We start from the raw sequence: 12,500 nt of genomic DNA on the forward strand, positions 1-12,500 counted from the left end.
ATAAAGTATTTATGTAGAAACCTTTCGCCAGATTGCTTTATTTGAGCTTCTTTACTTGCCCGACCACATTACCCTTAGCCATGCCTGTTTTGACGTAACACATAGCTTCTGAGCGTTCTCGAAGTGATATAGTTCACAATCACCTTATTATACTTATATGAAGGTTAACATATAGTAGAAGAGGGTCCCGTTTCAAACGGACCCTCTTCTTTTTCTTACCTCAAACTTTGTTTACCCTGAGCCGTTCTATTCCAAATGACAATAACAACGATGAGTAGGAACACACAAATGCCTACAAATACAACAATCAAAAGAGAGAGGGAAGAAGATGATGAACTTCCTTCTTCGAGGCTCCCTAACTTTGCTGATCCGGATTGACTAAACAGTTTCAGGTTTTCGGCTTTAGCTTTTATCGTATTTGTATCTTTTTCTTCACTTTGAAATATCTTTTCTTTCAATTCATTTAATCCGTTATTTGAATTCCCTTCAAACGTCAGGCTTTTCTGTTCTTCAGGAATTTGTATCTTTTGATTTGTTGATGATTGATCATGGATGAGGTCACTATTCTTTTTGAATTTATTTTTCTGATAGTCGTTCGGGATTAAGTCATTTATGTCAGTATTCGCAAGTATAGGATGTGAAAACATCATGATCATGCTGACAACCAGAGTCAGTTGAACAAGTACTTTACCCCTCATACGCTTCCGTTCCCTCATCTTTGATTCGATTAGAGCGTTTATCCAATAAAACCTGAGCAACAGTTAATGCAATAACGACTAAGCCTAATACAATGACCGCTTGATTGAATAATGAGTCTGACCCATATTGAATCGACATATAAACGGTGGACATAGGATCCTTGAAATTAAAATTAGGCGTAGTTAATGCAAGTAACGGTGTAACAAACAGGGCGATGATTCCTACCGAAACAAACCATCCTAACAAACGATGTGTGACAAAAGCAACCCGGATTAGTCCTGAACCCGCTAGTAGAAGGAGAATGGTAAAGATCGTCCACTCGACTGAACGGGATTCCACCAATGGATAGATATCTAATCCATACAGACTAATGACAAACCCTACAATTAAATTCAGTAGAAGGAAAATCACTCCTTGAATCCAGAGAGGAGCATTTTGGAAGTAATAACTTGTGTATCCGATAAGCAAGCTGGATAACAAGATAATAAACAAAATAACGACCGGAGGCAGAGCACTTGCTTTCTTCTCTTCCGGAACATCTCCATTTACATTAAGGGGGTTCGTCAAGAAATCATACACATATCCATTGGATTGTCCGTCAACGAACGCATTCCCCAGTACACTAAACACATCATCACGGATTAATTGAGTGGAAGCTACATTTGTTGCCCACTTATTATTCAGTGTATCCGCATCACTTTGAACATTGGAAACATTCGATTGAAGCTCGTTGGTATAGGATACGATTGTATTTTGGCTTTCACTCACTGTATCCAGGAAGGAATGGATAGACTTGATTTCACTTCCAATTTGTTTCTGGTTCCCCACTAAATCAGGGCCAGCTGCCCCTGATACAGGCATTGGAGCCGTTTGCTCCGGCTGTTGGATTCGATTCAATACGTTTGTTGCTTCTTGATTAATCGCATTCAGGCTCTCTGTAAGCTGTGATTGCTGGTCATCAAGGGTTTGATTGTATTCTGCCGCAAAGACGGTAAATGAGTCTTGAAGTGTGTTGAGAGCGTCCTCTGTATTCGGCAACCCTGTATTTAATTGTTCCCACTCCGCTTGTTCAGTCTGACTTACTTTCAGAATCTCATTTACCTCATTTTTCAGCTCTTCATCCTGAAGTACGGCCGCTTTCACTCCATTCTCCGTTAACATACCGTTAAGAGTCGCTTCATACCGATCCAGGTAAGAGTAATATTGTAGAAGATCCATCAGCTTATAGTTATTAATCCCGCGAGAAAAATAGCCATATAAGGTGTTTCTTCTATTTTCAGATAAAGCGGCTGAGTTCAGGATGGAACTTTCTTTATCCTCGATTTCGGCAACGATATTCGCAATATTGTCTGAGAACATCTCCAATTGGTTTATCAAAGCTTCATTCGTCTCAGTCAATGTCGTTATCTGATCTTTAAGTTCTTGATTTTCAGTTGTAAGGGTTTCAACCTGCTTGGTCAATTCATCGATTTTATCAATCAATGTCTGATTATCTTCAAGAAGTCTTGATACTTCTCCCAATAGTCTATCCACTTCAGCCTGAAGAGGGTTTTCTGAGCTATTATTTTTTCCTTGCAGCTGCGTTCGAACCTGTAGGATACGATCATTGATTGTTTGAATATTCGTCACAGCTTCCGTTATAGCTTCAGGTGTTGGTTCTGTTAAATTAGTGAGTGTTTCTTTCAACGCATCGATTTCTGTTGAAATGGCAGTCAGTTCATTTATTTCCGGATTTAAATTCGGAGGAGCAGGTGGTGGGTCGTTTGGCCCCCCCGGTTCGTGCTCACCTTCCTGAGAAGAAATGACGACCTGTTGAGGGTCAGGTTCCTCTCCGTCTTTTTGCGGCCCAGGAATTTCAGGAGGAGCAGGTGGATTGAAGATCTCCCCGTCTCCTTCAGCCAGCTTATTGTTAAGTTCAAAAATACTTCCTTGCAGGTTATTTAACGTCGTAGTGTCTTGTAATTGCTGATAGAAATTCAACACTCTCTCCTGAAAGGAATAGAAGTCTTCTACTTGTCTCCCCACTTCTTCAAACCTGCGCTGCTGTAAATCAGTAAATACCTGTTGATTTGTATCCATATTGCTATTCAACTGAGTCAATCCTGCCGTTAAGGCATCACTTTCTTCCGAGAATAGTGATTTGGATTTTAAATAGCGCGGCTGCTGATTTTCAGTTGATTCATTGATCATCTGAACGGATTGAGCTTGGATATCGGCAAGTAATTGCTTTTGATTATCCTGATATTCTCTATATTGATTGACATATTCAACAAAACTGGAAAGACTTTGTTCAAAGGATTCCAGCGTATTTTGCTGCTGCGGTGCCCGGCTATCTGCCTGCTGAATCGAGTTTTGCAGATTCGATAGCATCGATGTCTGTTGTTGAATTTGTCCGGCCAGATCTTTTGAGCTGGGTTTGTAGAACGCTAACATCGTTTCCTGGAAAGCCTGCTCTTTCTGTAAAATTTCATCGAATTCAGCACGGATATTTTCCATGTCTGCAGAGACGTAATTCCAATAAAGAGAGGACATCTTATGATTGACCCTTTTTGTAGCCTTTTCAATTTCCAATAGAACCTTTTCCTTGTTTACAGCATTTAGTTGCGATTGGACTTTATAATTCAGATTTGTTTTTTCCGGTCTTTCTTCATCATACGTCATGACTTTATCAGAGAAGTCGGAAGGAATATACACAACGGCATCATATTTAGAACTCTGAAGACCGTTTTCTCCTGCACTTCTTCCTACGACCGTCCACTCAAATGTCGATTGATCTTCAAGTATCGACGTCACGTCTCCCCCAAATGCCAAAGGCTCTCCATCCACTTTTGTTCCTGCGTCTTCATTTACAATGGCAATGGCCTGAGTAGCGTTTTCTTTCACCTTCAGAGGATTTTCACCAACTGAACGGAAGAAAAGAAGGGGAGTGGCAAGAATCATCATGACGGCTAATAAAAGTTTAAATAGGCTTACTTTCTCTGTCATGCGTGTACTTTCCTTTCCGTTACCATAAGTGGTATTTGAATTTTTGTTTCTTTACCGTTTTCTACATAATAACCAAACCCTGGTTGGATTTCGGCTTCTCTTCGATCGTAGCTGAGCGTGAACAAGGTTTGTTCGGATTTCTTCATTAACACTAGAGCTTGTCGAATCTGTTTCATCTCAACTGTTAAAGCATCATATCCCTTAGTTAATTCGCTGTTATTTCCGGAAACAATCATGCAGAAGCCTAAATGGCTATAATTTTTCATACTTTTAACGATTCTGTCTTGAAGCAATGCATCCAGATTCTGCAGGAACCTTCCATATCCATCAACCATGAGGAAGACAGGCGAGAAGGATGGAAGTGAACTTCCCTTTTGTATGGACAGGTTATATTGCTCTTCTCTTAAACTAAATAATTCTTCTACACGGGTAAGCCACATTGTGATATGTTCTTTGTTTTCCATATAGACCACATTTTCTTCTTTCATCAAGTGGGATAATCCCCTGTCGATGGAATCGAATATCGCTATATGTTCACTATCCTGCAATAACGCTGTATTGGCTAAAACCTTCAGTACGTTCGTTTTTCCTTTTTGGGCCTGTCCCAATACCAGACAATGCTTTGTCTTCTTGAAGTTTACATACACGGGCTTAACTAGTTCTTCATCTAAGCCAACCGGTAGCAGTCCTTCTTTTCTTCCTGAATCGGTATACTGGGTAAAGTTGACCATCGTCAACTCTGTCGGCAGCATAGGCACTGGATCTGGTGACATTGATCCCTTATACTTTTCCTTCAATAAATGAATTTCTTCTTTTAGAAGGTTCAACTGCTCATAATCGTCCTTCCCTTCGGTTGGAAGGAATACTTGAGAAAAGAAAGCTGTATCCTTCTTAACAATCGCTCTGCCTGGAATGGCTTCCGGGGTAAAAGGCAATCGTCCAAGCATCGTGTATGCCTCTGAGCTATCCATCAAATAGTGGACGATTTTGGTTTTAAGGTTATTCATTAAAGATTGTCGGACAGAATTAACGCGGGTCGCTGTAAAGTACATGTACACTCCCAATGACTGTCCGTCCCTTGCAAACTGATTAATTTGCGCTTCAAGTTCTTGCATCTCTTCCTTAACCAGATCAAAATTGTCGATGGTTACAAAAAGGAGAGGCAGCTTTTCTTCACTGATGGTGTTATACATCTTTATTGAACTTACTTCTTTCTTTTGGAAAAGTTGTTTTCTGCGAGCTAATTCATCATCCAATATGGAAATGAATTTCTCGATTTTCCTTTCTTCGTCTATCAGGAAGTAGTCTGCAGTATGTGGAAGCTGCTTTAAAGGCAGTAAGCCACCGTTTCCAAAGTCGAGAAGATAATAATGAACTTCCTCAGGTGTAAACTGAGTGGCCATCCCCATCAATAAGGTAATAAGCGTTTGGGTCTTCCCATATCCCGAAGAACCAAAGACACCGACATTCCCGTCCTCAACCACCTCATAATGGTACGGAGTCTGACTCTGTTTCTCAGGTTCATCAATCATAGAAAGTAAGATCTTATTCTCCTCTCTCTGGGCAAATGATGTACGGTACAAACGATTAGCCAGAGGAGGGAGCCATGGACTGGAAAGCTTTATCACATTCATTTGTTTCTGTAACTCTTCAATTCGATCGACAACAGCGTCAATTTCACTGATCAATTCCTTCTGATTGCTTGGATTAGTCGATACTTCCGATAAAGGAATCAACCCCAGATCCGTCACAATCGCCACTTCATCCTCTGATTCAAAGGATTCCTCCTGATAAGGAGCTCCACTCCAGGCTGATTGAAACAGGTCATACACCTCATTATTTCCCACCTGTAAATATCCTCTTCCTGTTACAGTCAACGAGGCTGCATCCCCATTCTTAAGGATTTCACGACTGTCCTCCGTATTCTGAACTTTCAGGGCGACACGGAAACGGGCATTACTCCATATCTGATTATCAATGACTCCTCCAGGCTTCTGAGTTGCCAGGATAAGATGAACTCCCAGGCTTCGACCGATACGGGCCGCACTTACAAGTTCTTTAATGAATTCTGGCTCTTCACTCTTAAGTTCAGCAAACTCATCTGATATTAAGAATAAATGAGGAAGAGGCTCTTCCGTTTTTCCTTGCTTGTAAAGGCGTGTGTAGTCGTTGATATGATTCACTTCGTAACGATCGAATAGGCGCTGCCTGCGCTTCAACTCACTCTTGATGGAAGCAAGGGCTCTCGTACTGAAATTCTTACTTCCTTCAATATTCGTTATCGTTCCTAATAAATGTGGGATACTCTTAAATGGCTGAGCCATTCCTCCACCCTTGTAGTCAATTAATAAGAAGGCTACTTCGTGAGGATGGAAATGAACCGCTAAAGAAAGAATATACGTTTGTAAAAACTCGCTCTTCCCTGAACCGGTTGTTCCGGCAAGTAGTCCATGGGGTCCATGAGCCTTTTCATGCAAATTCAGCTCGACGATATCTTCCTTTCCTTTCAAACCAACGGGAACAGCTAACGATTTAGCCGATTCTCTGGATAGCCAGTTCTCTTGAATAGGCAGCTGATCAACATCTCTCACTCGAAGCATATCCAGAAAGGAAACACTTGAAGGAATCGAGTTTGTCATACCGATTTGATGATTAAGCGTCTTCAAGGTTCTTGCATACTGCTCATTGCCTTCATGCTTGTATTCATCCATTTCGAATGGAATCTTAACCGCTTTTTTATTCTGAATCAGAATGTCCCCTTGCTTGTCATTGATATAACGGACGAGGGTATGAATATTATCAGACAAGCTCTCCTTCGCTTCTGCAGCGAAAATGACGGACATTCCCAAGTGAGAATACTCACCTTCAAGGTATTGCAGAATCACATGGTCGGAGATCAACTGATGGTTTGTAATGATAAAAACGTAATGTGGTGAAAAACGCACTTTATCTGAGTCCTCTTCGATATCTCTTTCCCGAAGGACCTCGTAAATGGAAGAAAGGATTTGATCCCTGGTTTTCTCGTTATAAATGAATCCTTTAGCAAATGACTGAGGTAATTGAAAGTGTGGCAACCACTTCATCCACTCCCAGTCCTCATACTCTTCCTCATGAAAAATATAGACGAACCTGACATCATGGTAACTATGAAAGAAAGCCAATTGCCCGATTAGCTGGTGAATCTCATTTTTATAGACGGATTCCTTACCGATTAACCCAATGGCCCCTTTATGTAGATCAGCTGTTACAGGTAAGTGATCAATCTCACGATAGACCATCTCTAACTTCTGGGACTCCTCTAATAACTCATCCATTTCACGGTTCGACATATCGGAAGAATTCACTGAAATACTGTAGCTTGCAGGTACTTTCCCACTTCCTAATCTAAACTGAAGAAAGTCCGGGCTTTCAAGGGTCCTTTCCCAAAGGCGATCGGAAAGCTGATCTGTCAGATACTTCATTCTTTCATAAGCAGGAAAGTGGAATTGCAGAACGTCTGCCTGTTTCTCGGCAAGCTCCTGAAGTTCTTTTCTCTTACTCTCTAAATAATGAGTGTAGATACGCTTCCTTCGTTCCTTGGATTTCTTTCTATTGCTCTTATCTTTAAAGAATTGAACGGTGGATGTTACTAAAGTGGTAGTAAACATCACCATTGAGATAATAATGAAAATCCCACGTGGAATCACGAGTGCTACTATGGCCATGACGATTAGCATCATCAATGGGGGAAGAATGATCAACCACAGACTCCGGTTTGTATCGCTCGATTCCTGACTCGGAAAGGACAATTGAACCTTTTCATCAGGAAGGTCATAAATCATTCGTGGCGTTCTCCGATAATTCGGGTATTTCTTCTGCATTTCTGAGGTAGGACGTGTAGATTCCATTAATTCAGTTTGATAGTCATCTATACTATGTATCTCGATTAAATCGTCTTCTAATAGGGTAATAGTTAAAAAAGGAGAAAATAAAATGTCTCCAACCTCAAGCTCATGTTTTCCAGTAACCAGGTGTCCGTTCAGATAAAGAGACGACGCCTCATCGGCATCCATTACCCATGCACCATCACCGTTTTTATACCAATGGCAGTTTTGAATGGGATCCTTTTTCTTATAATAAATGGTGGCATCGGTTTGTTCAGTAGATATACTGATTTCTTCCTTATGACCGATATAATAGATTTTTGACTTTGTTGAAAATGGCGTAACCATCATCTGTAATTCCTTATCACCTGCAAGAAAGGATTCTGTGCGACCTGGTTCAAGAACCCTCACTTCTTTTCCGTCTTGATAAAGCCTGAAAGCATCGCCGGAATGCTCCACTAGAATGGACTTGGCAGACGGAGGCAACGATAAAATCGTGATCGTATCTTCCAGTCGCGGACCTAAAGTGATTTTTTTATTTTCATCTTCAATCATGATCGACTGATAGTAGTGATCGTGAAATAGCCATAGGGCATACATATGCTCACCCCCCAGTTAGTTTGTTAGTCAGGATTCTTTCTTATTATCAGCTTCAGCTGGAGACGTGGAATTCTCTCCATCAGTAGCCTCCGGTTTTTGTTCAGGTGTCTTTTTCTCTTCAGATTGTTGCGGATCATCCGTTGTTTGTGCCGGTTGAGACGGCTGTTCATTTTCCAATGCTTTCATTTCTTCCTCGTATTCAGATATTTCACTTTCAATGTCATCTAATTCCTGCTGTCTTTCCTCGCTATCAAGATCTCCGTCTGCCTTGACTTGCTCACGGTACTTTAAAAGTCCAAACAGAATTAAATCCCGGTCCTCCAAGAACCTGGCTGTTTCCAATGCTTCCTTAGCCTTTCCTCTTCCGATATTGATCCAGTACTCATAATAAAGCGGGTCCGATTGAAGAGAGACGGTGTTACGTACATTCTCTTTTTGGTCTTCCGTTAAGGATTCGTTAATGATATAGGAGAGTGCAAGTTGATATTGAGTGACCTTCGGGATTTCATCGATCTCATAAGGCTGAAGCTCTGTTACCACATCACTATATTTATTAAGGAGAAAACTCTCTTGGGCCGCTACTACCCTTTCCTGCTTTGGAAACATAAAGAAAAAAGAATAAATTGAATAAATAAGTGCTGGTATCAAAAGTAATGACACTCCCAGCAGTACATACCGGTTTATCTTCCATTTTTTCTTACTAACAGTCATGAGGAGGGTATCAGACTTTTTGGCTTCTTTAATATAGCGGTTTAACACTTCTCCGACATCTTCAATGCTTTCGGCTTCTAAGATATCTTTAGTCATTGGTGACAATTTTAACGTCTCACTGAATTTAAAGTAATCATCAAACGTATGTTGGCGATCCACAATAGCTGCTACCGTAGCTTTTGTCTGCTTTAACAACAGATCCGCATTTTTTTCATATGGCGGCAGGCTCTCCTTAACACCATAATGGATGAAGTGTGGAGTCAATCCTTGGTCAAACACAATATTGTCCGGGCAAATAATGAGATGCAGGCGCGACAAGGTATGATTTCGTACATTTTGTACCAGTTGATAGGCAGACATCAACCGTTCCTTCTCATTCGCCTTTAATTGGGGATAAAAAGAGAAGGAGTCAGGTATGGTATTCACGATGCATAATTCATCATTTTCCATCGTGATTTCTTTTTGTATGGCCGGGTTAATGTTCTTCAGAAAGTGAATTTCCGCTATTTCGTCCAACTTGATCTTTTCTTTTTGAAAGATCAAAGTCATTCTTTTTTCTTTTCTATGTACAACGGCTTCCAGCTTTTCTTGTAGGTATGATCCACTTTTTTGTGTCATTCCATTGGTCTCCTTTATAAAATTTCAATTCGATCTCCAGAATGAATTCCTGCATCAATCAACCGTGTGTGACCAGGAATCACTTGTCTTCTATTCACAATTCGAATCCAATAGCCTTCTCTAGGTTCAGCTGTAAGCTTCTGTGACTGCCACACAAGTTCAATCAGTTTTTTTACGGTATGATAGTTTGATAACCTGAGATCAAAGCACTTATTATCATATCGCTCTAAATCAATGGTGATTTCAATATACATGTCCGGGTTCACCTCATAAGGAAGGAGCGCCACATAATGATAAGCGCTCCTTCATGTTTAAAATGGATGGGGATATACTTATCCACGAATTTGATTGGCAATTTGAGCATCTGCATCTTCAAGAGACTTAGCAGTGCTAGTCAATTGCATTGAGATGTCTTCAAGCAGCTGCTGCATTTGCAGGAATGAAGGACGCAGTGTTTGATATTGCTCAGCAAACGCACGGCTTGATTCCCCTTCCCACATACCTTCCAATTCTGAAATCATATTATCCAGGCGTGAGATTTGTTCTCCGACCTGGCTGCTTTCGCCAGTGTAACGGTTAGACATACTAATCAATTCAGCTGGGGTAACACGAATAATTCCTGACATGTAATTCCTCTCCCTTAAATGAAATTGTTGGTGGTAATCATCTATATCAAATCAGAGTACCCAAATAAGAAGCAAACCTATGACATTATGTAACTCTTTTCTAGAAGATATGAGAATTTTTCCTGTTTTTTACAAATGTTCACACACTTCCAATATCATACTATTATAAATATCTATATAAACACAATTTTTACAGAAAAAAGAAAACTATATAACTACAGGAATATATTGAACTGGGTCAATTGGTATAAAGTAACTCCTTCTCCATTAGGTCGATAGAACGAAGCAGATTCCGTCACATACCCTTGTCCGTACATGAGTCAACAGTCGTTATGAAAAAGTGATGGAGGTATTCAACATTACGATTATTAGTAATAATTACTTACTATATATCCTAATTTTTACTTTCATAAACCAATTTCTTGCTTTTGAAAATGATATAGACAAGTTCCATAATAACGGTTAACCCGTTTTCACAAGATGTCTAAGTTTTGGCCAGCCTCTGATAGGAGACTTTGTGTTTCTCTCCCGGCTCTTTCATGCTTTCGGCTTCTGGCAAACAATCTCTTTTTCCTATACAATTTATGTAAATAGTAAGATAGCGTGGTGACTTAAATGTTCAAATTATTACTTATCGAAGATGATTCAACCCTTTTTAACGAGATCAAGGATCGGCTTACCCAATGGTCCTATGATGTACATGGAATCACGGATTTCAACAAAGTGATGCAAGAGTTCTCTGAGGTTAAGCCCGATCTCGTGATCATTGATATTCAATTACCTAAGTTTGACGGCTTCCACTGGTGCCGGATGATCCGGTCTCATTCGAATGTGCCGATACTGTTCCTGTCATCCAGGGATCATCCAACTGATATGGTGATGTCCATGCAGCTTGGGGCAGATGACTTCATACAGAAGCCTTTTCACTTCGATGTGCTGGTTGCAAAGGTACAGGCGACTCTTCGAAGGGTGTACAACTACAATACCGACCTGATCAGCTTGAAGACGTGGTGCGGGGCTACCGTGGATTATGAACGCAACACGGTGTCGAATGAGAAGGGCTCCATCGAATTGACTAAAAATGAAATGTTTATTCTGAAACTCCTTATTGAACAGAAGAATAAGATTGTAAGCAGAGATAACTTGATTAACAGCTTGTGGGATGATAAACGTTTTATCAGCGATAACACGTTAACTGTCAATGTGAATCGTCTTCGAAAGCGCCTCGAAGAAATCGGGCTGGGTGGATTTATCGAAACCAAAGTCGGCCAGGGGTATATGGCTTTTGAAGAGGAAACCGTATGATTTTTACATATTTATGGGAAAGAAAAAGCTGGATTCTTTTTTTCTTGACTCTTCAGCTATTATTTATCTTTGTCGCTTATATTGATACAGCGATTCCACTACAGCCAATCCTGTATATGATCTTTTTATCCACTCTATTTTTTATTTGTTTCATTATTGTTCGCTATCACAAGGAAACGAGTTTCTATAGACGTTTAAACGATTGGGATCACAACCTCAATATTACTGGGGTGGGCGTACCTGAAACTCCATTTGAAGAAATTGTTTCGGATGCTCTAAACACACAAGCGAACCTCCTAAGACATGCCGCTTCCAAGAACAAGATGATGTTTGAACAGGAAAAAGATGAACTCCTATCTTGGATTCATGAAGTGAAAACTCCTTTAACTGCCATGCATTTAATGATAGAACGAATGGGAAACGAACCGTTAAAAGCTCCATTAAAGTACGAATGGCTGCGTATCCATCTCCTTTTGGATCAACAATTACATCATAAGCGCATGGCTTTTATGGAAAATGATCTTTATATTGAGAAAACCGATCTCGAAACAGTGATTTTCCAGGAAATTAAAATGTTACAATCCTGGTGCATACAGAAAGGAATTGGATTTGATATTCGATTGGAAACAAAAGAAGTGCTAAGTGATGCCAAGTGGCTTGCCTTTATGATCAGGCAGCTCCTGACCAATGCTGTGAAATATAGCACAAGTGAAGATATAATCATTAAAAGCGGGCAACAGGATGATAATACGACGCTCACGTTTCAGGATTTTGGCAGGGGAATTGACCCAAAGGACTTGCCGAGGATTTTTGACAAAGGATTTACATCTACGACCGATCACAATGATCATGCATCCACAGGCATGGGCTTATATTTAACCAAAAAAGTCTCGGGGCAATTGCTGATTTCCATAAGTGTAGAGTCCAAAAGGGGTGAAGGAACCAAGGTAACCCTCACCTTTCCAAAGAAAAATGATTTCGTCCATCTTACCGGCGTGTGACAATAATGTCACATGCTTTTCTGTTTTGTTCGGATAATAAAAGGAAAAGAATCTTCCTGCTTTTTATAATGAGAGTATCAAATCAAAGGAGT

Annotated in this window: 8 protein-coding genes; 2 read left to right on the top strand and 6 right to left on the bottom strand. The window is 40.3% G+C overall.

The window, feature by feature from the left end:
- Positions 1 to 215: 215 nt before the first annotated feature.
- From essA to Q1B03_RS19235, 6 genes are all read right to left on the bottom strand, one after another.
- The gene (gene essA / locus Q1B03_RS19210; RefSeq protein ID WP_299745389.1) at positions 216 to 698 is read right to left on the bottom strand and encodes a type VII secretion protein EssA; all 483 of its coding nucleotides are present in this window, start codon (positions 696 to 698) and stop codon (positions 216 to 218) included.
- On the bottom strand, positions 688 to 3,684 hold the full coding sequence (gene esaA, locus Q1B03_RS19215; RefSeq protein WP_299745392.1) for a type VII secretion protein EsaA: 2,997 nt from the start codon (positions 3,682 to 3,684) through the stop codon (positions 688 to 690). Before esaA ends, essA begins: the two co-directional genes overlap by 11 nt.
- Positions 3,681 to 8,147 (bottom strand): type VII secretion protein EssC, encoded by a 4,467-nt coding sequence (essC, locus tag Q1B03_RS19220; protein WP_299745395.1) that lies wholly within the window; start codon positions 8,145 to 8,147, stop codon positions 3,681 to 3,683. Before essC ends, esaA begins: the two co-directional genes overlap by 4 nt.
- A gap of 27 nt (positions 8,148 to 8,174) precedes the next feature.
- On the bottom strand, positions 8,175 to 9,476 hold the full coding sequence (gene essB / locus Q1B03_RS19225) for a type VII secretion protein EssB (protein WP_299745398.1): 1,302 nt from the start codon (positions 9,474 to 9,476) through the stop codon (positions 8,175 to 8,177).
- 14 nt (positions 9,477 to 9,490) lie between these two features.
- Positions 9,491 to 9,730 carry an EsaB/YukD family protein gene (locus Q1B03_RS19230; protein ID WP_299745401.1) on the bottom strand — a complete coding sequence of 80 codons (240 nt, stop codon included), beginning with the start codon at positions 9,728 to 9,730 and terminating at the stop codon, positions 9,491 to 9,493.
- Positions 9,731 to 9,808: 78 nt separating this feature from the next.
- A complete protein-coding gene (locus Q1B03_RS19235) occupies positions 9,809 to 10,102 on the bottom strand; it encodes a WXG100 family type VII secretion target (RefSeq protein WP_173107938.1) in 294 nt (97 codons plus the stop codon).
- 615 nt (positions 10,103 to 10,717) lie between these two features.
- On the opposite strand from Q1B03_RS19235, the gene Q1B03_RS19240 reads away from it, so the two are divergent.
- Entirely contained in the window at positions 10,718 to 11,407 is a 690-nt protein-coding gene (locus tag Q1B03_RS19240) for a response regulator transcription factor (protein WP_299745411.1), read from the top strand.
- Positions 11,404 to 12,408, top strand: coding sequence for a sensor histidine kinase (locus Q1B03_RS19245; RefSeq protein ID WP_299745414.1), 1,005 nt, complete (start codon positions 11,404 to 11,406; stop codon positions 12,406 to 12,408). Before Q1B03_RS19240 ends, Q1B03_RS19245 begins: the two co-directional genes overlap by 4 nt.
- Positions 12,409 to 12,500 lie beyond the last annotated feature (92 nt).

Source organism: uncultured Rossellomorea sp. (assembly GCF_947488365.1).
Taxonomy (GTDB): Bacteria; Bacillota; Bacilli; order Bacillales; family Bacillaceae_B; genus Rossellomorea.

Excerpts from the sequence above, each read along its gene's own strand:
- Q1B03_RS19230 (WP_299745401.1), bottom strand. The coding sequence starts at position 9,730 with ATGTATATTGAAATCACCATTGATTTAGAGCGATATGATAATAAGTGC.
- essC (WP_299745395.1), bottom strand. The coding sequence starts at position 8,147 with ATGTATGCCCTATGGCTATTTCACGATCACTACTATCAGTCGATCATG.
- essB (WP_299745398.1), bottom strand. The coding sequence starts at position 9,476 with ATGACACAAAAAAGTGGATCATACCTACAAGAAAAGCTGGAAGCCGTT.
- esaA (WP_299745392.1), bottom strand. The coding sequence starts at position 3,684 with ATGACAGAGAAAGTAAGCCTATTTAAACTTTTATTAGCCGTCATGATG.
- Q1B03_RS19240 (WP_299745411.1), top strand. The coding sequence starts at position 10,718 with ATGTTCAAATTATTACTTATCGAAGATGATTCAACCCTTTTTAACGAG.
- Q1B03_RS19245 (WP_299745414.1), top strand. The coding sequence starts at position 11,404 with ATGATTTTTACATATTTATGGGAAAGAAAAAGCTGGATTCTTTTTTTC.
- essA (WP_299745389.1), bottom strand. The coding sequence starts at position 698 with ATGAGGGGTAAAGTACTTGTTCAACTGACTCTGGTTGTCAGCATGATC.
- Q1B03_RS19235 (WP_173107938.1), bottom strand. The coding sequence starts at position 10,102 with ATGTCAGGAATTATTCGTGTTACCCCAGCTGAATTGATTAGTATGTCT.